This is a genomic window from Arthrobacter sp. B6, from assembly GCF_001663775.1.
Taxonomy (GTDB): Bacteria; Actinomycetota; Actinomycetes; order Actinomycetales; family Micrococcaceae; genus Arthrobacter.
The window spans coordinates 2,989,566-3,012,583 of record NZ_KV467168.1 but is presented as its reverse complement, the minus strand read 5'-3'; the positions used below and the strand labels follow the sequence as shown (position 1 = coordinate 3,012,583).

19 protein-coding genes are annotated in these 23,018 nt (G+C 62.1%); 10 read left to right on the top strand and 9 right to left on the bottom strand.

The window, feature by feature from the left end; genetic code table 11:
* Positions 1-60: 60 nt before the first annotated feature.
* From AU175_RS13360 to AU175_RS13350, 3 genes are all read right to left on the bottom strand, one after another.
* The gene (locus AU175_RS13360) at positions 61-1,059 is read right to left on the bottom strand and encodes a zinc-dependent alcohol dehydrogenase family protein (RefSeq protein WP_066289684.1); all 999 of its coding nucleotides are present in this window, start codon (positions 1,057-1,059) and stop codon (positions 61-63) included.
* A gap of 366 nt (positions 1,060-1,425) precedes the next feature.
* Positions 1,426-2,250: an aspartate/glutamate racemase family protein gene (locus AU175_RS13355; protein WP_066289680.1), complete on the bottom strand. Its 825-nt coding sequence runs from the start codon at positions 2,248-2,250 to the stop codon at positions 1,426-1,428.
* Positions 2,247-3,509: an MFS transporter gene (locus tag AU175_RS13350; protein ID WP_082979237.1), complete on the bottom strand. Its 1,263-nt coding sequence runs from the start codon at positions 3,507-3,509 to the stop codon at positions 2,247-2,249. Before AU175_RS13350 ends, AU175_RS13355 begins: the two co-directional genes overlap by 4 nt.
* Positions 3,510-4,265: 756 nt before the next feature.
* Between AU175_RS13350 and AU175_RS13345 the strand changes: the two genes are divergently transcribed.
* The 4 genes from AU175_RS13345 (at position 4,266) to AU175_RS13330 (ending at position 9,824) form a co-directional block, all read left to right on the top strand.
* Positions 4,266-6,317 (top strand): hydantoinase/oxoprolinase family protein, encoded by a 2,052-nt coding sequence (locus tag AU175_RS13345; RefSeq protein WP_066289676.1) that lies wholly within the window; start codon positions 4,266-4,268, stop codon positions 6,315-6,317.
* A 10-nt stretch (positions 6,318-6,327) separates the two neighbouring features.
* Positions 6,328-8,001: a hydantoinase B/oxoprolinase family protein gene (locus AU175_RS13340; protein ID WP_066289673.1), complete on the top strand. Its 1,674-nt coding sequence runs from the start codon at positions 6,328-6,330 to the stop codon at positions 7,999-8,001.
* 43 nt (positions 8,002-8,044) lie between these two features.
* Complete coding sequence (locus AU175_RS13335) at positions 8,045-8,500, top strand: hypothetical protein (protein ID WP_066291097.1); 456 nt, start codon at positions 8,045-8,047, stop codon at positions 8,498-8,500.
* Between the two features lie 64 nt (positions 8,501-8,564).
* The gene (locus AU175_RS13330) at positions 8,565-9,824 is read left to right on the top strand and encodes a metal-dependent hydrolase family protein (RefSeq protein ID WP_066289670.1); all 1,260 of its coding nucleotides are present in this window, start codon (positions 8,565-8,567) and stop codon (positions 9,822-9,824) included.
* 64 nt (positions 9,825-9,888) lie between these two features.
* On the opposite strand, the gene AU175_RS13325 is transcribed toward AU175_RS13330, so the two are convergent.
* Positions 9,889-10,296 carry a hypothetical protein gene (locus AU175_RS13325; RefSeq protein WP_066289668.1) on the bottom strand — a complete coding sequence of 136 codons (408 nt, stop codon included), beginning with the start codon at positions 10,294-10,296 and terminating at the stop codon, positions 9,889-9,891.
* Here AU175_RS13325 and AU175_RS22030 point away from each other — a divergent pair.
* The gene (locus tag AU175_RS22030; protein WP_197497103.1) at positions 10,279-10,467 is read left to right on the top strand and encodes a hypothetical protein; all 189 of its coding nucleotides are present in this window, start codon (positions 10,279-10,281) and stop codon (positions 10,465-10,467) included. The genes AU175_RS13325 and AU175_RS22030 overlap by 18 nt on opposite strands.
* Before the next feature lie 130 nt (positions 10,468-10,597).
* Here the strand turns inward: AU175_RS22030 and AU175_RS13320 are convergent, their stop codons facing one another.
* The gene (locus AU175_RS13320) at positions 10,598-11,206 is read right to left on the bottom strand and encodes a TetR/AcrR family transcriptional regulator (protein WP_066289665.1); all 609 of its coding nucleotides are present in this window, start codon (positions 11,204-11,206) and stop codon (positions 10,598-10,600) included.
* 255 nt (positions 11,207-11,461) lie between these two features.
* Between AU175_RS13320 and AU175_RS13315 the strand changes: the two genes are divergently transcribed.
* The 3 genes from AU175_RS13315 to AU175_RS13305 are packed head-to-tail and all read left to right on the top strand — an operon-like array spanning position 11,462 to position 15,177.
* Positions 11,462-12,880 carry an APC family permease gene (locus AU175_RS13315; protein WP_231938559.1) on the top strand — a complete coding sequence of 473 codons (1,419 nt, stop codon included), beginning with the start codon at positions 11,462-11,464 and terminating at the stop codon, positions 12,878-12,880.
* A 56-nt stretch (positions 12,881-12,936) separates the two neighbouring features.
* On the top strand, positions 12,937-13,740 hold the full coding sequence (locus tag AU175_RS13310) for a MoaF C-terminal domain-containing protein (protein WP_066289656.1): 804 nt from the start codon (positions 12,937-12,939) through the stop codon (positions 13,738-13,740).
* A gap of 27 nt (positions 13,741-13,767) precedes the next feature.
* A complete protein-coding gene (locus tag AU175_RS13305; protein ID WP_066289653.1) occupies positions 13,768-15,177 on the top strand; it encodes an aldehyde dehydrogenase family protein in 1,410 nt (469 codons plus the stop codon).
* Positions 15,178-15,548: 371 nt separating this feature from the next.
* On the opposite strand, the gene dtd is transcribed toward AU175_RS13305, so the two are convergent.
* The 4 genes from dtd to AU175_RS13285 all read right to left on the bottom strand — a co-directional run bounded on the left by dtd (position 15,549) and on the right by AU175_RS13285 (position 20,166).
* The gene (dtd, locus tag AU175_RS13300; RefSeq protein WP_066289649.1) at positions 15,549-16,001 is read right to left on the bottom strand and encodes a D-aminoacyl-tRNA deacylase; all 453 of its coding nucleotides are present in this window, start codon (positions 15,999-16,001) and stop codon (positions 15,549-15,551) included.
* Positions 16,002-16,161: 160 nt separating this feature from the next.
* Positions 16,162-17,541 carry an MFS transporter gene (locus AU175_RS13295; RefSeq protein WP_156642302.1) on the bottom strand — a complete coding sequence of 460 codons (1,380 nt, stop codon included), beginning with the start codon at positions 17,539-17,541 and terminating at the stop codon, positions 16,162-16,164.
* A gap of 64 nt (positions 17,542-17,605) precedes the next feature.
* Positions 17,606-19,552, bottom strand: coding sequence for an FAD-binding monooxygenase (locus AU175_RS13290; RefSeq protein ID WP_066289643.1), 1,947 nt, complete (start codon positions 19,550-19,552; stop codon positions 17,606-17,608).
* Between the two features lie 86 nt (positions 19,553-19,638).
* Entirely contained in the window at positions 19,639-20,166 is a 528-nt protein-coding gene (locus AU175_RS13285; RefSeq protein WP_066289640.1) for a MarR family winged helix-turn-helix transcriptional regulator, read from the bottom strand.
* A gap of 434 nt (positions 20,167-20,600) precedes the next feature.
* Here AU175_RS13285 and AU175_RS13280 point away from each other — a divergent pair, with 434 nt between their 5' ends.
* Together AU175_RS13280 and AU175_RS13275 are read left to right on the top strand one after the other, a co-directional pair.
* Positions 20,601-21,650, top strand: coding sequence for an MBL fold metallo-hydrolase (locus AU175_RS13280; protein WP_231938558.1), 1,050 nt, complete (start codon positions 20,601-20,603; stop codon positions 21,648-21,650).
* Between the two features lie 80 nt (positions 21,651-21,730).
* Positions 21,731-23,008, top strand: coding sequence for an MFS transporter (locus AU175_RS13275; RefSeq protein ID WP_231938557.1), 1,278 nt, complete (start codon positions 21,731-21,733; stop codon positions 23,006-23,008).
* Positions 23,009-23,018 lie beyond the last annotated feature (10 nt).

The following is a 23,018-nucleotide window of genomic DNA, read 5'->3' as shown; positions in this document are numbered from 1 at the left end:
AGCCAGACCCCGGTCCGTGTCCGCCGGACTGTCCACGGACACGGACCCAGGCGCCTCAGGCTAACTTGTTTCTACGACAATCTTCCCTGACTGTTCGTTCGATTCCATGTAGCGGTAAGCGTCAAGCACTTGGTCGAAAGCAAAGACCCTGTCGACTCTGGGCCGCAGGGCGCCGGAGCGAATCCCCTTGAGGATGAAGTCGACACCTCGCCTCCGCTCATCGGCCCGTCCAACGTGGTTGAACATTGAGTACGGGTGGAAAACCGATTGGGTTCTGCACATAGCGGCCATAGGGATTACGGGCTGCAAATCGCTCAGTGTCCCGTAGCCGAAAACGACGGCGTTGGGTGCGAGATGATCGACGTAGGCGCCGAGGGACTCTCCTCCGACAGGATCGAAAGCGACCCGAACGCCTTTGCCATTGGTGGTGCGATCGATGACCTCGCCGAGGTCATCGACTCCCACGAGGACTACTTCGTTTGCGCCGGTCTCAAGGAGGAGCGATCGCTTCTTATCGGAGCGTGTCGTCGCGATCACCTTCGCCCCCAGCGCGCGTGCGATCTCGATGGCGCCAAGCCCGGCTGAACTGGCGGCGGCAGTGACGAGCACTGTATCTTCGCTTCCGAGATTGGCTACCTCTGCGAAGGCGAAGTAGGAAGTGAGATATTGCATCCAAACAGAGCAGGCCTGGGCATCCGAAAGTTCCGGCGGGGCAAGGGTGAGATAGTCTGACGGTAGGACCGCTGTTGTTCCCTGCACGCCGTCGGTTGCGGTGAAGAAGGGAATGCTCGTGACGCGGTCGCCGATGTTGAAGGCCGTGACGTTCGCGCCGATCTCGGTAACGGTTCCCACTGCCTCGGACCCGATGCGCGAGGGGAACACCGGGACGGTGTAGTGCTCTCCATGGATGAACATCAGATCTGCCCGGTTGAGTGCGAATGCTGCCACGTTGATGCGTACATCGTTTTCGGCGACTTGACGTGGAGAAGCAGCTTCGACGGCCAGCACTTCGGGGCCGCCTATTTTGCGGAAGACAACCGCGGATTCCGGCCTGCTCATACCTGGACCAGCGAGCGGTTGGGCGTGAGGGGGGACAGCAGTCCGATAGGGATCTGGTAAGCGTGGGTCATTATGGGGTTGATACATAGGGTCTTTCTGGACATCGCCGTACCTCCGTTTATGCGTAGTGCCGTGTGCACGTCTGATTTTGATTGGGCTAGCCGGCGCTGGTGCCGCCGGGGTTATGGGAAGGATGCGGTTACCCGTCCCCGCATTGCTGGTAAGCCTGCAAGGGCTCCCTCGCCTGCCTCGATCACGGGATGTCAAGGCAAGCGAGGGTATCCGGGTAACTTCCGGCCAAAGAGGCCCTAAGGGTGGAGGGGCCCTGCGGCGCGCAAGCAGTCGGCCTGACGAGCGGGAAATGTATTACGCGGACACCGTGGTCATGGACACCAAATGCTTTGGCTCGAGAGCCGGGAAGAACCGCTGGCGTTCCTGGGCCGTGGGCCCGTCGTAGCCCAGGCGCTTGCTGTGCGTCCAACCGAACCGACGGACCGAGTCGACGAGCTGCTCGGCGTGTTTGAGCGGGGCCACAGTCGCGTCGATCACGGGTACGCCAATTTCGTCTTGAACCGTTCGGAAGAATCCGAATTCGGCCGTGCAGCCGAGGATGACGACGTCTGCGCCGTCCTGCTCCACGGCCTTGCGGGCTTCGGTCATGATCCGCTTCTCCGTGAGTGCCGGGTCCTTTTGGAAGTCATCGACGCCCATCTCGAGCACGCGCCACGAGGCAAGACGCTCTGATGCGCCGCAACGATGGACGTTCTCGGCCATCTCGGGAATCCACTTTTTCCGTCCAACGAGGATGGAGAATCGCTCGCCCAGGCTACCGGCGATGCTCAGCGCCGAATGCGCCGGGCCTACAACCACCATGCGATCAGTGATTTCGCGTGCCGCCCGCAGCGCCGGGTCGTAAAAACAGCCGATGACGGCGGCGTCATAGCCTTCTTCTTCCGCCCACCGCACCGTTCGCAACAGCTGTGGAAGCATGAGTGCTTCGAAAGCGTTGTATTCCACATGGGAGGGGCCCTCTCCGTCAAGGGAGACGACGTCAACTTCGGTGCCGGGGCGGACTATCTGGCGGAAGGAATCAGCCATAGTGCGGTTGTACACATCGGTATAGAGCGGATTGATCCATAGGATTCGGGCGTTCTCCGAGAGAGCGTCGAGATTGTCGGTGTGGGTTATCATTCCAATTCACTTCCTTCGGTTTCGGGCAAGAACAGGCCAAGGATGACCGTGGCAAACAAGAACATGTTGATAAACAGAATTGTCGAGGTAGCTCCGGCGGCGGAAGCTAGGAGGAACCCGACAAGACTCGGTGCGACCGTATTCGCGACGCGCTGACCGAAAATCCCGAACCCGTAACCTGAGCCACGGATGGCCGAGGGATAGAACTCGCCCATCCACGTGTCCCAGACACCCCAGGCCCCCATGGCAAAGAAGGCCAGCGAGAACATCCCGATATACATCTCGGTTTCGGTTGCGGCTGTACCGAAGAAGAAACCGCCGCCTGCCGCGGCGAGGACGTAGAGAGTGAATATCCACTTGCGCCCAAAACGTCCGGTCAGGTAGGAGGCCGTCATGTATCCGGGGATCATGAGGACCGCGCTTAGGGCGATGAAGGAAAAGCTTGATGAGGCACTCAGTCCCCGCCCTTCAAGCAATGTTGGCATCCACGATTGGAGTCCCCAGTAGCCCCAGGAGAAGGTGAAGTTGATGAGGACTTGAATGACCGTGATCCGGCCCATCTTCCCCTTGAAGAGGCTCCAGATGGACTGCTTCTCGCCCTCGGATACGGTGAGAATGGTGCCACGCGAAATGCCGCGTGCGCCCAGACGTTCGAGGACATCGTGCGCCTCTTCGTTCCGCCCCTGCCTCGCAAGCCAGTACGGGGATTCCGGAACGACCTTGTACAGAACGATGCCCCACAGGCTGGCAAATGCGCTAACGGCAATGACCCAGCGCCAGCCGTGCCCTCCGATCAGAGCAGCAGTGCCGAGGGCGGCCAATATACCAATCGGCCACCCTGCGGCAAGGTAGACCGTGGCCTTTCCGCGGACCTTAACCGGGAGCAGTTCTTCAAAATAGGGGAAAGTGACTGTGAAGACGCCGGAGAACAAGAGGCCGGCGAGGAAGCGAGCCACCGAGAGGGTCTCAAAGTTCGGTGCGAAGCAACTCAGGAGCGTGAAGACCCCATAACCGGCGAAGCTCCATGCGCACGTGGCTTTCCTGCCGATCCGGTCAGAGATGGGCCCCCACATTAGTGAGCCGGGGATCATGCCCAGGAAGAGCGCCGAGATGGCGATTCCTACCTGCGTCGTGCCGATCTGCAGGCTAGTAGCCACATCACCAGCAACATAGGTGAGCATGAGCATTTCCCAGGCTTCGATTGCGAAGGCAATGAAGAGGACCGCGCAGATTTTGAAGTGGATGGATCCGAAAGGCATGTCGCGGAACGCGTGCCCGACGGCCATGAAGCGAGGTGGGCTCGCCGTCCCGGGCGCTTGCCCTGAAATGAGTGGGTCGATACTGGACATGTCTTGACCTCCGATATTTTGGACAGGATAAGAAGTTCACGCAGGGTTTCTGCACGGAGAACAGTCCCGATATCAGGGAATTCACCTCGGAGCAGCTCACCAAGCCTCCACTCGGAGCAGCTCGTCCTAGCCTCCCGCCGAGTGATTGCACTCACACTACAAACGAGGAGCGCTCAGGCGGTGTTCACTTTGCACTTTTTTGATTCACCCGTTTGGGCGTAAAGCACTGCTCTTCTAAACGCGCACTCTCTGCGCAAGTCAAAAGGACTGTCTTGGTTGTGAATATCGGGCGGATCCTCGATCCGCCGTCACGAAGCCCTTCGCGATGGCACTACGCGTAGCAGGGATCCCTAAGGGGGGCACTCAGCCGCGGTTCATTTCCGGCACCTGCGCCCGCCCCGGGGCGCATGCCCCCCGCCAGTAGCGGCCAGCCGGAAGTAACTTCTTGCCGCCCTGGCGAGGGGCAAGCGCCAGTTCAGTAACCCCAACCCTCATTCTGCGGAGCCCGCCGGCCCGGACAATTCCGGTGCCAGCAGAACGCTGTTATGCACTTTGCCCGCCCAGCGGGGGCCTAATCATGCAGCATGCCCACCAAATCGGTCGACCCCAAAGGTACCGTGATTTTCCACACACAAAGTTCCATTCCAAAACCATGAGGAGATACACATGCCGAACTACAGGGTGTCGATGGATATCGGCGGAACCTTTACGGACATTGTGGCGTACGATCAGCACGCCGGAACCTACGCGGCTACGAAAGCGTCCACTACGCCGGGGAACCTGAGTGCCGGTGTCATCGCAGGCCTCGAATCGATAGTTGATGATCTATCGGACATCGATTTCCTGGTCCACGGCACCACCCAGGGCCTGAATGCGTTCCTGGAACGTCGTGGGGTTCCCGTGCTGCTGCTGGCCACGGCCGGTATAGAAGATACCTATCACATTGCCCGCGGCCCCCGTCTTGAGCTCTACAATGCCCAGTACCGCAAGCCTGCTCCGCTGGTCGATCGCAAGGACGTCATCGGCGTCGGTGGCAGGTTGGACAGTCAAGGCCAGGAACTCGTGCCCTTGGATGAACTGGCAGTCCGCCAGGCAGCGCGCCGGGCAGTGGATCAGGGGTACGGCGCCGTCGCCGTTGCGTTCCTGTTCAGCTACAAGAACCCCTCGCACGAACTCAGGGCCCGCGAAATCCTGCTCGAGGAACTCGGGGAAGAGTTCACAGTCTCCCTTTCGCACGAAGCAGCCAAGGAATGGCGCGAATACGAACGCACGTCCTCCGCCGTCGTCGAAGCCTACACGGGTCCGGTAGTACGCAACTACCTCCTGGACTTGGAAGAGAAACTCGCTGACCGGGGAGTGGAAGCCCCGCTGCACATTATGCAGTCCTCCGGCGGAGTGCTTACCGCCGAGTCCGCTCGTAAGCGCCCGCTGCAGACATTGCTTTCCGGCCCTGTCGGCGGTGCCATGGGCGATGTCGAACTGGCCGGAGTCTCGGGAAACCGCAACCTCATCGGTGTGGACATGGGCGGCACATCCTTTGACGTTTCCTTGGTGGTCGACGGCAAGCCGGATGTCTCCACGGAGGCCCACCTTGAAGGTCTGCCGATGCTCATGAGCGTTGTGAACATCCACACCGTCGGCGCTGGCGGCGGCTCCGTCGCTTGGCTCGAAGCCGGCGGCCTGCGGGTGGGACCGCGTTCCGCAGGAGCCAACCCCGGACCGGCCTGCTACGGCCGCGGCGGGACGGAACCCACCGTTACCGACGCCAACCTCATGCTCGGCCGTGTCGACCCGGACTGGTTCGCCGGAGGACAGGTCGCCTTGGACCGTGAAGCCGCGATAACAGCCCTGAAAACAGTAGGTGACCAACTCGGGCTGGACCCCATCGCTATGGCTGAAGGCATCTGCGACGTCGCCAACTCGCAGATGGCACAGGCCATCCGGACCATCACCATCTCCCGCGGCATCGAACCCCGCGACTTCTCCCTCGTAGCCTTCGGCGGAGCCGGACCCATGCACGCCGTCTTCCTTGCTAAGGAACTTGGCATCCCGGAAACGGTCGTTCCGCGCTTCCCCGGCGCTTTCTCCGCCTGGGGCATGCTGCAGACCAACATCCGTAAGGACTTCTCCGAACCTTACTTCTACCTCGACGAAGACATCGATGTGGCAGACATGGCTGGCATCCTGCGCTCGATGGAAGTCGAAGGCTTGTCGTCTCTGGTCTCGGAAGGAGTCCCGGAGGAAAGCCGCGCCACGACGGCGTCCGTGGACGTCCGTTATCAATCGCAGGAGTTCTCCCTGAACGTGCCACTAACGTCCGCTGACGAACCTGAGTCTCCCGACTTCATCGCCAACCTCGCTGTCCGCTTTTCCGCGATGTACCACGAGCGCTACGGCCACTCCAACCTCGGCGCCCCGATCGAAATCGTCACACTGCGCACCCAGGCCGTAGGCGACCTGGGACGACTGGAAGCTCCCAGTTACGTCACCGCAGAGGTCCCGGAGTTCAAGCACGAAATCCGCCGCGTGGTCTTTGACCACGTCGAGCAGGACACTATCGTGGTCCGCCGGGACGACCTCGGTGCCGGCCACACATTCGAAGGACCCGCCATCATCGTGGAGCAGACCGCCACCACCGTGGTCCCCCCCGGTTTCAACGTCAAGGTCGACGAGTTCGGCTCACTGATCATCCGCTCTGAAGACATCGAAGGAAACTGAGGTACAAAAAATGACAATTGCAGCAGTCAAAACCCTGGATCCCGTCACCGTGGAAATCATCCGCAACGCGCTCACCAGCGCCGCGGATGACATGAACGCCACCCTGATCCGTTCCGCTTACTCACCCATCCTCTATGAGGGCGGGGACTGCGTCGTGGCCCTCCTCGACACGGAACACCGCGTGCTCGGCCAGTCCGCTGGCCTGCCGCTGTTCCTCGGCAACCTTGAAACCTGTTCGATAGCTGTGGAGGAGATGTACGGCCGCGCGGTCTGGCAGGAAGGGGACATCTGGATCCTCAATGACTCATACCTGGGCGGCACCCACCTGAACGATGTGACCATTTTTGCTCCGATCTTCGACGAAGGCGCAGTGGTCGGATTCGCGGCCACCCGTGCGCATTGGATGGACATGGGGTCCAAGGATGTCGGCGGCTCGATGGACTCGACGGATATCTTCCAGGAAGGCTTCAGGATGGGGCCGGTCAAGCTGGTCGAAGCCGGAATTGAGACTTCGGTTGTGGACCTGATCCGGACCAATGTGCGTTTCCCGTACCAGACCATTGGTGACATGCACGCGATGATCGCCGCCCTCCGGATGGGGACCACCCGGATGAAGGAGCTCGTGGGCAGGTACGGGATGGAGCAGTTGAATGCAGCCCGGGATGAGATCTTCCGCCAAACGGAGGAAATTGAGCGTGCGACCGTCCGCAACATCCCGGACGGGGTCTACGAAGCCGAGGGCTTCCTGGACAACGACGGCATCAATTTGGGTACTCCCATTCCGATCAAGCTGCGGATCACTGTAGCCGGCGACACCGTTGACTTCGACGTCACCGGATCGGCGGACCAGACCCTGGGTCCGGTCAATTGTGGTGCCGCCCAGGCCGTCTCGGCACTGCGCGTTGGCTACAAACTTCTAGTCAGCCCGGAGTCCAACTCCAACGGCGGTTCATTCCGGCCAATGACCACCCAGGTTCGGTCCGGCTCAGTGCTCGGCGCCGTGACGCCGGCACCGTGCCAGTGGTACTTCTCCCACCTAGGGCTGCTGATCGACCTCGTCTCCAAGGCAATGGCCCCTGCCATGCCCGAACGCGTCGCCAGCGCCAGCCACGGTGACTCAATGATCATCACCGCCGCCGGTTTCGATGCCCGCTTCGGCCGGAACTTCGTCACCATGGAAGCAACCCTGGGCGGTTGGGGTGCCTGGCAGGGCACGGATGGTGAATCTGCCATGATCAACAACGTCAACGGCTCACTCAAGGACCTGCCCATCGAGATGCTGGAGACCCGCTACCCGTTCCGGATCAACGAGTACTCCATCCGACCCAATTCCGGAGGCCCCGGGCAGTACCGTGGCGGCAACGGCGTGGTGCGCGAATACGAATTCCTGGCTGACTGCGTGGTCGGGCTCTGGTTCGAGCGGTCGAAGACCCCCGCCTGGGGGCTCTTCGGCGGATCAGACGCCCAGGGCCCGGAAGTTGTCATCAACCCCGGCCGCTCTGATGAGGTCCGTACGCTGAAGGCGAACGCCCACAGGGTCAAGGCCGGCGACGTCGTCCGCCTCGCCGTGGGAGGGGGCGGCGGCTTCGGAGAGGTCTCCAAACGCTCCCGCGAAGCTATCACCTATGACATCGTCAACGGTTTCATCACCGAAGACTACGCCAAGACCCACTACGGCTACTAGGTACAGCCAGCGGATGGTTCCCATCAAGAAAGATAAGGACTTTATGAGTTCCCAATTTGAATCCTTTGACGAGGTGCATGCTCACGCCCGGGAAGCAGTCGGTGTCACGCTGTTTACCGCCTCCGTCATTGCCGATAACGGTGCCAGTATGGCCCGCGTCTACACCACTCATCCCGATGTCTATCCGGTGGGCGGGAGGAAGACCCTCGCCGGGGACACGAACCGGGTGTGGCTGGAGCAGGTGCTCATTGGACAGCAGCCGTTCCTGGGGGCGGATAAGGAAGCGGTCCGCGCGTTCTTCTTTGATTCGGCAACCATCGAGTCACTGGACTGCGGGGCCATCGTCAACGTTCCGGTCGTCAGTAACGGCCAGACCATCGGATCCATGAACTTCCTCGCACCTGAGGGCAGTTACGACCAGAGTTCGGTGGACGCAGCCGTGGACGTCGCACGGCGGTCCGTCCATCTGCTCGAAGAAGCCCTTACCACCGCCAACTAGTTCCTCCGCGGGCGGGCACCAATTGGGGGGCCCGCCCGCGGAGGGCAACAGGAAGGTACCACACGTGACCACTCAGGAAAGCCTGACAATACGGAACGCCCTAATCTTCGACGGTGAATCACCTGACCTGATTGAGGGCTCTATCAGCATCCGGGATGGCCGGATCACCGCCGTAGGGCGGGAGGTGGAAGAGACCGGAACGATCCTCGACGCGGGCGGCCGAACCGTGATTCCCGGCCTTATCGATGCGCACTTCCACGCCTATGCGCTCAGCCTGACTTCGGCCCTGAATGAAACCGGACCGTTGAGCTACTCCGCCCTGGCCGGGGTCCGCAGACTCGAGGCCGCACTCGGCCGGGGCTTCACCTTCGTCCGGGACGTGGCCGGGGGTGACGTAGGCCTTGCAACTGCCATCGAGGAAGGACTGCACCCCGGTCCCCGCTACTTCTTTACCGGTCCCGCGCTGAGCCAGACCGGCGGCCACGGCGACATCCGCGCTGCCAACGATGGCAGTTGCTTCCATGGCGGCCACATGTGCGAGGTAGTGGATGGCGCAGAGGACTTGCTGCGGGCGGTGCGCCACAGGTTCCGGACCGGTGCCACCGCCATCAAGATCATGACCTCGGGAGGTGTGATTTCCCCGGTCGATCCGATCCGTGTCCCGCAGTACAGTGCCGCAGAGATACGCGTGGTCACAGAGGAGGCAGCCCGGCGGGGCAGTTATGCCACCGCGCACGCCTACTCTCCCGAAGCCATCAGCCATTCGGTGCTCAACGGGGTTCGCTGCATTGAACACGGCAACCTACTGGATGCTGAAACGGCCCGCCTCATGGCCGAGTACGACGTCTATCTCGTGCCCACCTTGGTGACGTACGATGCCATGGGCCGCCGCGGAGCCGAAATCGGACTTACCGAGGTGGGTGCCGCTAAGAACCAGGAAGTACTGGCCGCGGGCAAGAACGCCGTGACACTGGCACGGGAGGCAGGGGTTCGCATTGGCTTCGGCACCGACCTCATGGGTGAACTGGAAGATGAGCAACTGGCCGGGCTGCGCCTGCAGTGCGAAGTGCTGGGCGTCTACGACGCACTCCGCTCGGCGACTTCGACCAACGCGGCACTCCTCCGGCGCGAAGACCTGGGACGCATCGCGAGGGGGGCCTGCGCGGACCTGGTGATACTGGACGGCCATCCGTTCGAGGAGCCATCAGTGCTTTGGGACGGGAGCCGGCACCGCGTCGTCATCAAAGCCGGCCGTATTGTCTCTTCAGACGGCCTTCCGCCAGGTCATGCGCCGATGAAAGAGGCCATCGGCGTTCCCGCCTGACGGTTTCCGGGCGGAAGGTGACGGGCGCCCAAGGCGTCCGCCACCTTTCAGTTTGTCTGGGTCTTCACCCTGCAGAACCCGATCCGGCCATAGCAACCTGCTGGGCCACCACCACCTCACCGTCCACCATGGTGAGGATGACGGGGGCATGCGCAAACTCGTCCGGGTGGTGGTCAGCGGGTAGGAGATTCGCCGCCAAATGCGCCTGGGCGGCAAGGCGGTCGATGGTGAGGGGCTCGCCCAGGCGGCCCAAAGTCCAGGCGCGAAATCGGATCGTCGTTCGAGCGCGCCGGCACCGGGCGCTCGATGTATTGCGCCTGTCCGCCCCCCGGTGCGGAGCGATGACCAGGCTCCGTGCCACCCGGTTCGCCGCCTCAGCCCCGAGCCGGGCGCGCACCAGATGCAGGCAGGCGTCCACGGCGGAGGCGGTGCCAGCCGAGGTCAGAACGTCACCGTGGTCGATGGACAGCACAGACTTGTCGTCCTCGCCTCCGCCGCGGAGGCAGAGTTCCTCGGCTTCACCACCGAAGTCCTCTCAGACGCCACCGACGCGATCAACCTCGCCAACGACGCACGCTTCGCAGACGAAAAACCGTGCAAACAACACTCCTCGCACTGCTGCACTCGAACTGGGCAGCGGTAGCCGATACCGTCACATGGACCGATACCCCGGCCACGCAGCAGGCCCTCTCAAGGGAGCGACCTCGGCAGCTCCGCACCGCCAGGGCGAGCACTCAGCAGCCTCATCATGCATCCCACCCGGAAAGCCTTCCTTATCGAACCGGTAGGGGGCTGCTGCCGCCGGGGCTGTCGCTTGTGCTCTCCAGAATTGCGACGAGCTTGCCTACCTGGATGACGGCGGCCTTGATCCGTTCGGGGTCGCTGATGGTGAGGAATTGCAGCATGAGGCCGTCCAAGGCAGCAAAGATGGCCAAGGCCGCACCGTTGTCCACGTTGAGGCCCCGTTGCCTCAGGGCATCTTCAACGGTATTCATGTAATTCGCGTAAAGGCGTTCCACCAAGGCCCGTACCTCGGGGTTGCGCCGGGATTCGAGAAGCATCTCGAACTGGAACAGCTGCAGCTCCGGTTCCCGCGACACCGTTTCGAGGAGTGAATCGGCGAAGTTCTCGTCAAAATGCGCGATCTTCTCCAGGCCGGTCTCCTCGATGGACCGCTGGATGGCCCACTCCATGGTGGCGGCAAGAAGACCCTCGATAGAGCCAAAGTGGTGCGTGACAAGAGTGTGATTCACCCCTGCCCGCGACGCAACGGCACGGTAGGTAACACCCCGCAGGCCCTTTTCTCCGACGACGTCGATCACCGCGGACAGCAAGGCATCGCGCCCGTCCCCATAGGGCAAGCGGCTTGACGGCTGGTTCATGCACCGAGTCTAGCCCTCCTGGGTGGCTCCGGAAAAAGCATTGACAGCCCGAACTAAACAAATGTATAGTTCTGGAATGTGGCTGATATCACGCAGTGTGTACAGCCAGCTCGAGCAGATTTCCTTTCCCATGGGGCCGCAGTGTCGCGTGCCAGCAGGGACCTTCCAACACTTCTGCGCAGGCCTTGCGCCGTGCACTTTTCCTGAAAGAGCCAACGGATGACCCAAGAACCAGTCGGAATCTCTACACGCCCAGTGCAAGAGGATCATGCGTATGCCTCCTCCTCCCCACGGCTGAGGCCGAACAAGCTCGGCGTCATCGCCATTGCCTTCTTTGCCATTGCCGCAGCAGCTCCCATGGCTGCGGTGGTGGGAGCCAGCCCGGTACTGTTTTCGGCCAGCGGCCCGGGAACGCCCGTTATCTACGTGATTGCTGCGCTGCTGGTTGCTCTCTTCTCCGTCGGATACCTGCGGATGAGCCAGCACATCACCAACGCGGGCGGCTTCGTCGCCTACATGGCCAAGGGACTGGGCAACAAGTGGGCCACCGGCGGGGCCGGGATCGCCATCCTGACATACCTGAGCCTTCAAGTTGGACTCTGGTCCCAGTTCGGTGTCTTTGCGCAGTTGCTGATCGAAGGCCTCACTGGTATCAGCCTGCCGGTCTACTTCTGGATCGCTGTATTGCTCGCTGTGGTGACGGGCCTGACGATGCGGGGCGTCGATGCGAGCCTGAAGGTGCTGGGAGTTCTCATCCTCGGCGAAGCCTTTGCAGTGGCGGCCCTCGTGGTGTCGCTCATTGCCCAGAAAGGGCTCGGGATCTTCACGTTTGAAGGCTTCACCCCATCCAGTGTCTTCGGTCCCGGACTGGGCATCTCCCTGCTGTTTGCCTTCGCCTGCTTCACCAGCTTCGAAGCAACCGTCGTCTTCGCGGAGGAGGCAAAGAACCCGCGGCGCACCATTCCCCGGGCTGCTTACTTTGTCATCGCCTTCATTGGCATCTTTTACACCATATCCACCTGGGCCATCAGCGGAGCCATCGGCATCGACAATATCCAAACCGTCGCCGCCGAAAACCCTGCAGGAATGGTGTTCGATCTCGCCGAATCCAGCGCAGGCTACTGGCTGAACCTGACCATGCAGATCCTCGTTGTCACGAGCTTCCTGGCGATGCTCCTGGGCCTGGCCAACATGTTCTCCCGATACCTGTTTTCCCTCGGCCGTGCCGGAGCCCTGCCGGCCAAGCTGTCCTCCGTCTCCAAGACCGGCGCCCCGCATTTCGCAGGGCTCATCAACGGCCTCGTTCTCCTGGCGATCATCAGCATCTTCCTGCTCGCAGGCGCCGACCCCATCACCACCGTCTTTGCCTGGTTCGTGGCCCTTGGCACGGCAGGCTTCATCACCATCCTGCTGGTGACATCAGCGGCAATCGTCGTCTTCTTCGCCAGAAACCACATCCGGGACAACCTCTGGGTCACCGTCATTGCACCGTCCCTGTCTTTCCTGGCCTTCATCGTCATCGGATACCTGACGCTGGACAACTACGACGCATTGCTCGGCGGAGCGGGCGGACTGGCCCGGTGGCTCCTGCTCGGCATTCCCCTCTTCTTCGTGGCCGGGATGGCCCGCGGCGCACGAAAGCCGTCCATCAATTTCGCGGCAGTCATCGGCTGACCCAAACCTCCACCTGACCAGTACAAACCAGCAGCAAAAGAACAAGGAACAAGAACATGACTTCAGCTGACATCCAGGACTACATCCCCGAAGATCAGTGGCCCCCCGTCTCCACCATGCTGGAAGGTTTCGGCGACCAGACCCTGCCCGCCTCCCCCGCCCTGGCCGGCACCTCATTGAGCCTCCTGGATGAGGACGGCTCCAAGGCCGAGTACATTTTTGACAACGAATCTTCGCTGACTTGGACACTTAGCCGTGATGGGGACAAGACGGGTGGAACAGCCGATTACAAGGCGATCGAAGCCCGGCCCGGCATCTTCATCATCGACTTCATCCGAGGCGAAGGTTCCGCCACAGAAAACGTCACCATCATCGCGGACCGCAACACGGGGGCCACAACAACCGGTGTTTCCCGGTTTGTCACCGTGGACGGCAGGACGCGGAGCACCACCGATTTCAGCCAGGCCAACACCGAGGGGTCTTCCGTGCGCCACCAGCGCTCCACGGCCCTGGTCGGCAAGCGGATCTACTACCGCTACAGCGACGTCGAAACGTACGAACACATCTACCTGAACCCGGGCACCTTCACGTGGAACTGCATCCGCGGCGGCGAAGCAGGGCTCGCCGACACCGACCGTTGCATGACCTGGGAAGTAGCAGAAGACCTGTTCATCTTCTTCTGGACCGAAAAGGTCATGTGCGTCGAAGCCGTGCTGCTGGTGGACCTGCGCGAGCAGCGCTCCATCGGCCGGATGTTCGGTTGGGACGATCCTGCAGCCGAACCTGTCGTCCTGCCCTTCAACTCCAGGCTCAGTGTCCTGAACACCACCGAATATCCGCAGGACTTTCACAAGCATTAGTCACCATTGCTCGAAGAGGAGTAACGAATGAAAACGTACGAACCATTGCTCGATGAGGTCACCGCATTCTCGGGTAAGACCCGCACCATCCTGGACCCCGCTACCGGTGAGATCGTGGGTGAGGCGCCCGTTCACGACCTTGAGTACCTCGAGCAGGCAGTCGCCGGCGCGCAGAATGCCCAGCCGGCATGGGCGGCCTTGGGCCACGACGCCCGGTCCGCCGCGCTCCTCAAGGCGGCCGACGCCGTCGAGCGTTCCGCTGAGGAACTCGCCCGGCTGCTCTCCCGCGAGCAGGGCAAGCCGCTGAACGGCCCGAACGCCCGCTTCGAGGTGGGTGCCTGCGCGGCATGGTTACGCGCCGCGGCTACCATTCGCCTGGAGCCTGAAATGGTTGTTGACGACGGCGAGACCCGGGCGGAGCTGCACTACAAGCCCATCGGCATCGTGGGCGCTATCGGTCCCTGGAACTGGCCCATGATGATCACCATCTGGCAGATCGCCCCCGCCCTGCGCATGGGCAACGCGGTCGTCGTCAAACCCTCCGGCAACACCCCGCTCTCCGTCCTGGCGCTGGTGAAAGTCATGAACGATGAACTTCCCGAAGGCATCCTGTCAGTCGTTTCCTGTGGCCGCGAGGTGGGCGCACGGCTGACCGACCACCCGGCGATCGGCAAGATCATGTTCACGGGCTCCACCGCCGCCGGCCGCGCCATCATCAAATCCTCCGCGGACACCGTCAAGCGGCTCACCCTGGAGCTCGGCGGGAACGACGCCGGCATCGTCCTGCCTGACGCCGACCCCAAGGCCATCGCCGAAGACCTCTTCTGGGGCGCCTTCATCAACACCGGCCAAACCTGCGCAGCGCTGAAGCGCCTCTACGTCCACGAGGACATCTACGACGCCGTCTGCGAAGAACTCACCGCAGTGGCCAAGGCCATGCCCATGGGCAACGGCCTGGATGAGAACAACGTCCTGGGCCCCCTGCAGAACAAGGCACAGTACGACGTCGTGGCCAACCTCGTGCAGGCAGCGAAGGACTCCGGCGCCCGCATCCTGCTGGGCGGAAACCCGGATACCAGCCAGCCCGGCTACTTCTACCCCACCACACTGGTAGCGGACATCGACAACGGCAACCCGCTTGTGGCCGAGGAACAGTTCGGCCCCGCCCTGCCCATCATCCGCTACAGCACCATCGATGAAGCGGTGGAAAAGGCGAACGCCTTGGACGTCGGCCTCGGTGCCTCCGTTTGGTCCTCCGACCTCGCCGCCGCCCGGGAAGTCGCGGGCCGCATCCAGGCGGGTACCGTCTGGATCAACAAGCACGGCGCCGTGGACCCCCGCATCCCCTTCGGCGGCGCGAAACAGTCCGGCTATGGCCTGGAGTTCGGCGTCGAAGGCCTCAAAGCCCTCGGCGTACCGCAGGTCATCAACGGCTAAGGAGTTTCACCTTCCGTGGCCACGAGGCCGCCGCTGCTGTTCCCATACCGGGACAGCAGCGGCAGTCGTGAGCGTCGGCGTCTTCAACTCCGGCATCCTCGCCAAGGCGGAGTCGCCTTCCAAAGCGAACTACAGCTTTTCACGCCGCCAGCGAAGGGGTCCTAAACGGGCATTTCAGCTGACGGGAGAGTCTGCGCCAGCTGGAAACCACAACGGCGTCCAGCAGCTGCCGGTGCGGCCGCAGGTATTCAACAACCAGTTTCCAGAGCAACTGCGGCTCGTGGTCCAGGGCAGACCTGCTCGTCGGTGGTTTCAGCGCAGCTTGCTAGGAGCTTCCCGACGTCACGGCGAATCGGTCCGGTCCACCGCTCTCAGCCGCGGCGGGGAGCTGAAAAATCGGCGGTGTCGAGGCTGATCGTGAACGGTCCGTCGTTGACCAGGGACAACTGCATCATGGCCCCGAACCGCCCGGTGGAAACCTCCGCCCCAAGGCCGCGCAGGGAAGCGATCAGGTGTTCAATCAAGGGCTCGCTGGTGTTCGCCGGCGCCGCGTCCGACCAGGAGGGGCGCCTTCCCCGCCGTGTGTCGGCGTACAGCGTGAACTGGCTGACCACCAGCAGGGGCCCGTTCTGGTCGGCACACGACTTCTCGCCGTCAAGGATCCGCAAGGTCCAGATCTTGGCGGCGAGGGCCGCCGCATCGTCCAAAGTGTCCGTGTGGGTGGCGCCGGCCAGGACAACGAGTCCCGGCCGGTCAATGAAACCCACCGTTGCGCCGTCGACGGTGACCTCGGCTCGGGTGACCCGCTGAAGGATGGCTCGCACGCATCAACCCTAACGGAGCCGGCAGCCGACGTTCATTCCGGGTCGTATGCCCCACAACCAGACGGGGCGTTCAATCCTATGACTCGTCGCGTCTCCGGTAGGGGACTTGGTACTTATAGGGGTCCGGGGCTTCGGCCCGGGCCCCCATAGGTATGTGTGATCAGCTGGTGCGCACCGGCTCATCTGAGGCGGGGGCGGTCCGCTTATCAAAAACGAACGATCCGATTTCCTGTTCGGCCTGGTTGCGGATGGAAAGGTCAATGCCGGAGCGGTCCCGCACCAGTGCAACGGCCACGAGGGAGATGAGCGTCATCCCCACGAGGTACAGGGAGACGGCGTCTGTTCCACCGGTGGCCTGGACGAGGGCTGTGGCGATGGTGGGGGCAAAGGCGCCGCCGAGGATCGCACCCAGGGCGTAGGAGATGGAGACGCCGGAGAAGCGTACCGAGGCGGGGAACATTTCCGAGTACAGGGCTGCCTGCGGGCCGTATGCCAGGCCCAGGCCTACGGCGAAGATGGTCATGGCCAGGTAGAGCATCGGCAGGGACCCGGTGTTGATCATCCAGAAGAGCGGGAAACACGCCAGGAGCTGGGCACCGAAGCCCAGGAAGTAGGTGTTCTTGCGGCCAATCCTGTCCGAGAGGTAGCCGGCGAGGTAGGTGAAGGCAAGCCAAATCCCGGCGCCGTAAGTGACGGCGAGGAGCACGTCGGTGCGTTCGTGACCGACGGCGGGGCCGGAGGCGTAGCTGGGGATGAAGCCGCCGGTTGCCATGTAGCCTGCGGCGTTGTTGCCTGCGAAGATCAGGGCAGCGACGATCACGAGCAGTCCGTGGCGGCGGAACAGTTCCACGATGGGTGTTTTGGGCTGCTTTTTGGCTGCGGCGATTTCCTGGAAGACCGGGGATTCATCCACCGCGCGGCGGACGAAGTAGCCGACGACGATGAGGACGATGCTCAGCAGGAATGGTACGCGCCATCCCCATTCGAGGAAGGCCGCCCCCGGGGAGATGACGCCGGTCATGAGCGCTGTGACGCCGGTGGCCAGCAGCAGTCCCAGCGGGACGCCGATTTGGGGGAAGGCTCCTGCCCGTCCGCGGCGGTCGCGGGGGGCGTGCTCGACTGCCATCAGGACTGCCCCGCCCCATTCACCGCCGGCGGAGATGCCCTGCAGGATCCTCAGCAGCAGCAGCATGATCGGGGCGATCACACCGGCGGTCGCATAGGTGGGCAGGAAGCCGATCAAGGTGGTTGCCGCGCCCATGAGCACCAGCGTCATGACGAGCATGGCGCGGCGGCCGATCTTGTCACCGTAGTGGCCGGCGAGGAAGGCACCGAGGGGCCGGAAAAGGAAGCTGATGCCGACGGACGCAAATGACAGCAGCAGGCCGATGGATTCGCCGGCCGGCTGGAAGAAGAGTTGGGCGAACACCAGGCCGGCGGCCGTGGCGTAGATGAAGAAGTCGTACCATTCAACGGTGGTGCCGATGACGGTAGCGAAGGCGACACGACGTTGGTTCGCCTTCGAACTGTGGGTGGACATGCTCATGATTCTCCAGTGGGTGTGAGCGGTTAAGGAGTGCTGCCGGTGGCGCTGACTGCGGTTGCTAGCTGTTAATCAAGGCTGCGGGCACGCTCGGCAGTGCCGCAGGGGAAACCTCCGCTGGCCGGCGGTTTTGCAGGAGCGGGGCAAAGAAGGCACCCAGCTCGGCGGTTGCTGTCAGGGGCAGGACGTTGGCCACGTACTGGTCGGGGCGGACCACCACGACGACGCCGCCGCGGTCCAGGCCGCGGAGTTCGAAGATGTCAGCCCTATGATCGGTGGCGTAGACCTTCTCATAGTCGGTGAGCTTGAACGGACCCACCTGCGGCTTGAAGGCGGCGGGGACTGCGTTGATGCCGATCTCCGTGTGGGGTTGCTGGTAGATCACCTTCACGTCAAACCAGGCGTCAGGATCAGCGTCCGACGGCGTCGCGGCCAGCGGTGATTCGGGCGAGGTCGCGAGCCACTCGGCGAATGTGTCCGTGGCAGACCCTGTGCCCGGAAGGGCGGGTTCGGCGAACACGTAGATCCGCCAGCGGCCGTCGGCCGTGGCGTGGTGGCCCAGGTGGATCGGGTTGGTGTCGCCGACGCGGACCACGGGTGCCGACTTAAAGCGCTTGCCAACGGGAAACCCCGTGGCCAGGTCCTGGTGGTTCGCTGGGGCCACCAGCATGGACGGCGCGTACTCGGTCATGAATCCGGCGGGGAACTCGGCGGTGCGCACATAGAAGTCCTCCAGCTCCGAGGGGTTTTCGAACTCCTCCGGCCTCTTCGCCATCAATGTAGACCACTGCTTGTCGAAGTCGATAAGGTTCTTCGCCACCACCTGGCGCTCCTCCGAGTAGGTGGAGAGCAGGCTCTCGGGGCTGCGGCCTTCGAGCACGTGCCCCAGTTTCCAGGCGAGGTTGAAGCCGTCCTGCATGGAGACGTTCATGCCCTGGCCTGCCTTGGCGCTGTGGGTGTGGCACGCATCCCCGGTGATAAACACCCGCGGAGTCCTGGCGCCGCGCTCCCCCGGCAGGACGTCGTCGAACCGGTCTGTAAGCCGATGCCCCACCTCATAAACGCTGTGCCACGCCACATCCCGGACATCCAGGGTGTAGGGGTGGAGGATCTCTTTCGCCTTGTGAATGATCTCCTCGATGGAAGTGCTGCGCACTGCGCCCTTGTTGCTGGGGTCCACCTCGCCCAGGTCCACGTACATCCGGAAAAGGTGGCCGCCTTCGCGCGGAATCAGCAGGATGCTGCCCCCCGTACCCGATTGGACCGCACATTTGATGCGGATATCGGGGAAGTCGGTGACTGCCAGAACGTCCATGACTCCCCAGGCGTGGTTTGCCTGGTCCCCGGCGAGGGTGCAGCCGATGGCCTCCCGCACCTTGCTGCGAGCACCATCCGCACCGACCACGTACTTCGCACGGACGATGCGCTCCTGCCCTTCATTGGGGCCTGATGTGTGGAGAAGGGTCACGGTGACGGGATACTCCCCTTCATCGGCCACGTAAAGGGAACGGAACTCGAAGCCATAGTCGGGCGCCATCCGGGTGGGCGAGTTAGCCATAAACTCGGCGAAGTAGTCCAGGACGCGGGCCTGGTTAACCACGAGGTGGGGGAACTCGCTGATTTGGGCGGGGTCATCCGGGGTGCGGGCAGTGCGGATGATGCGGGAGGGGTCAGCGGGGTCCGGTTTCCAGAACACCGTCTCGGTGATCCGGTACGCCTCGGCGATGATCCGCTCGGCGAATCCGAACGCTTGAAAGGTCTCCACTGTGCGTGTCTGGATTCCGTCGGCCTGGCCAATGGCGAGCCTGCCGGGGCGGCGCTCCACAATGCGCGTGGTGACATTTGGAAACTGTGATAACTGCGCGGCTGCGAGCATGCCGGCAGGTCCTGAGCCGACAATCAGCACATCGACCTCATCCGGAAGCTCAGCCGGCCTGTTGATGCCGACGCCTGCTGCAGGTTGGACCCGGGGGTCTCCGGATACGTAACCGTGATGGTGAAACTGCACGGATTCCTCACTTCGTTGTAAGCGGTAAAGGCTCGAGGTATAGGGGGAACATCAGGAACTGCAAGAGTTCAGCGCGCTCTGAAGTCCTAGGGACGAGGCGGGTGGTGTTGCAGAAGTTTCCGCAATAGTTCAGCCAAAATCGTTGCCTCAGTGGTTGTCAGGCCAGCCGCCCAATCGCTTTCACGCAAACTGTTCTTGCGCGCGAGCTCTGCTACGCGTGACTCCCCCAGGGGAGTTAGCCGAACAAGTAGTTTGCGCTTGTCCGTGCTGTCTGCCTCGCGGGCCACCAGGCCATACTTCTCCAAGGTGTTGAGCAGGCTCGACATGGATGCGGTTGAAACGCTGGAAAGCCTTGCCAGCTCATTGGGGTTCCCTGCTCCAACAGCTCGAATTGCGAAGAGGAGCCTGAAAGCAGAAAAACTCAGCCCTTCAGGGCGGTGGATGCTGACTTCGAGGTCGGCTGTGATCCGGTTGGCCAGACGTATCAGGTTGAAGCAAAGGGCCATGGCGGCTGCATCGAACTCGGGAAACATCTCTCCCATGGAGTGGTTCGCCAGCTTTTCGAATTCGGTGCCACGGAGTTTTTCATTCCCTTGGTTTGTCGGCTCGCTCATCGGTCGGATCCAAGCTCCTTTAGTCCTGCATGCCCATGCGCTACTGATGACCTGCATTCATAGCGCCAGCCGTAAGCACCTTCAGCTATAATTTACTAGATGTCTAGCTACTTTGCAACGACGGCTCTCATTTTCTGGGCAGTGAAGTTCCTTGGTGAGTTAGGAGTTCAGAGTGATGAGACAAAGTACTGACAGGTTCAGCCTCGGAAGATGCGCCTTTAGTAGTTAGAGTTCTAGTGATTGGGCAGTGGCGCCGCTTTGCACGGGGGCGGAACCTGCCGGCGGGACATCATAGGTAAAACCTTTCAAGCAGGCTGGTTTAAACAGTTTTACAGTTGTTGCGGCTAACGGCACAGTGGAAATGAGACCTCCGACACGGCAATGGAGGCAGACGAAAGGCCATCGTGACCATCACACCCTTGAAACCCTACGTAGTGACTCTCGGTACAGCCGGCGGGCCCCGCTGGTGGACCGGCTCCAACTCGGGGAAACGCGCAGGCATCGCAACCGCTGTCGTCGTTGGAGATGCTGTATATCTCGTGGATGCCGGCAGCGGGGTAGGCAACCAGCTGATGAAGGCCGGCTTCTCGGTGGGCAACCTCCGGGGAATCTTCCTAACCCATCTGCATTCTGACCATTGCATTGATCTGGCCAGTCTCGCAATTTTCGGGCTCTTCACCCTCCGCCCCGACCAGGAGCCAATCAGGATCATCGGACCCGGTGACCGTGGCGCACTGCCGCCCGCATCGCCTCGGGCCGTGACTCCGCCGAAACCGCTCTTTCCGGATCAGCCGACGCCCGGTACGAAGGCCCTGTTTGAACATCTCATGCGCGCCTACGGAACCGACTTGAACGACAGGGTCATAGACGCGCTGCGTCCCTCGCCCTTGGACCGTTTCACGGCCTCGGACATAGAACTTCCGCCCGGGACTGGTTATGACCCGAATTCAAACCCGACGCCCCCAGGCATGCTTCCCTTTGAGATCTATCGGGATGAACTGGTGACCGTCACAGCAACATTGGTGGAACATCCGCCGGTTGCCCCGGCCTTCGCCTTCCGCTTTGATACCGCAGAAGGATCCGTAACGATCTCGGGAGACACCGCACCCTGCGAGAATCTCGTCCGACTCGCTCGCGGGACCGATTTGTTGCTTCATGAGGCCATCGATTTCGAGTGGGTATCCCGAACCTATGGGAGCGTGGGAACAGAAGAAGCGCAAGCCTCGATGGACCATCACCGCCGGTCCCACACCTCGCCACTGGATGCGATCGGGTTGGCAGACAAAGCGGGTGCCGCCCGGTTGGCACTGCACCACCTGGTTCCCGGCACAACGCCCAAATCGGTCTGGCTCTCCCACGCCGAAAAATTCACTGGCGAATTCCTGGTCCCGGACGACCTGGACGTAATTTCTTTCTCCGCCATCACCGGCAACGCCGCCGATGATGCTCCCTACACTGAAGTAGAAATGGCATCCACCCCATGAAAACACCGGTAAATATGACCTCTTCGGCCCCGTTGAACGCTCCGGAAAGCCTACAGGAAACAGGCTTTAACACCCCCCAGATGCGGCGCATCCTGGCGTCATCCTTCATCGGCAGCGCCATCGAGTTCTACGACTTCATCCTCTACGCAACCGCTGCCTCGTTGGTGTTCAACAAGGTGTTCTTTACCAACCTCGATCCTGCCGTAGCCATCTTCGCCTCCTTCGCCACCCTGGCCGTAGGTTACCTGGCCCGTCCGCTCGGCGGCATCGTTTTCGGGCACTTTGGCGACAAACTGGGACGCAAGGGAGTTCTGATTACCTCCATGCTCATGATGGGCATCGCCACCACCCTGATCGGGCTTCTGCCTCCGACCGCCCAAGTGGGCATGCTGGCCCCCATTGCACTGATCGTGCTGCGCATAGTGCAAGGCCTTGCAGTCGGCGGCGAGTGGGGCGGCGCCATGCTCATGGCTCTGGAACATTCGCCCAAGGAGCGCCGCGGCTTCGCCGCGAGCTTCGCCAACATGGGCGGCCCTGCAGGTGCTGTCATGGCAACCCTCGCCGTTTCGGCCGTCTCGGTGCTGCCCAACGACCAGTTCCTTAGCTGGGGCTGGCGGATACCATTCCTCATCAGCATCGTCCTGATCGCCATCGGCCTGGTCATCCGGCTCAAGGTTTCAGAATCCCCGCTGTTCCTGGCGCTGGAGAACAAGGCCGAGGAAAAGAAGATCCCGCTTATGGAGGTCCTTACCAAGTATCCGATGAGCGTCATTAAGGGAACCCTTGTAGGGATGAGCTCCTACACCGTCCAGGGCCTGATGACCGTCTGGGCCATCTCCTTCGTGGTCGACAGCGCCGGCATGGACCGAACTGCGGTCCTGAACGTCAAAGCGGTTGGCGCAACCTTGACCGTCGTGGGCATCTGGTACGCCGCCCGCTACTCAGACAAACTGGGACGACGGCCCGTCATGTTCGCCGGTATCATCACCGGCGCCGTCATGGCGCTGCCCATTATGTGGATGCTGCAACTGGGCGAACTGTGGCTCTTCGCCATCGCATTGTTCGTGGCCAACGGCATCATCCAGGCCGCGATCTTCGGGCCCTTCGGAGCGTTCTCCGCAGAGCTGTTCCCCACCCGGATCCGCTACACAGGCGCCTCCTTGGTCTATCAACTCTCCTCAACCCTGGGCGCCGGGTTCACGCCAATGATCGTCAGCGGACTTGTGCTCGCAACAGGCGGAGCGCTCTGGCTGACCGGCGTCGTCTGGGCAGCAACCTTCGTGATCGCCGGGCTTTGCCTCCTGAGAGTCAAAGAAGGCAAAGACCAGGACCTTAGCGCCGAAAACATAAAACAATAACGTCGCCTAA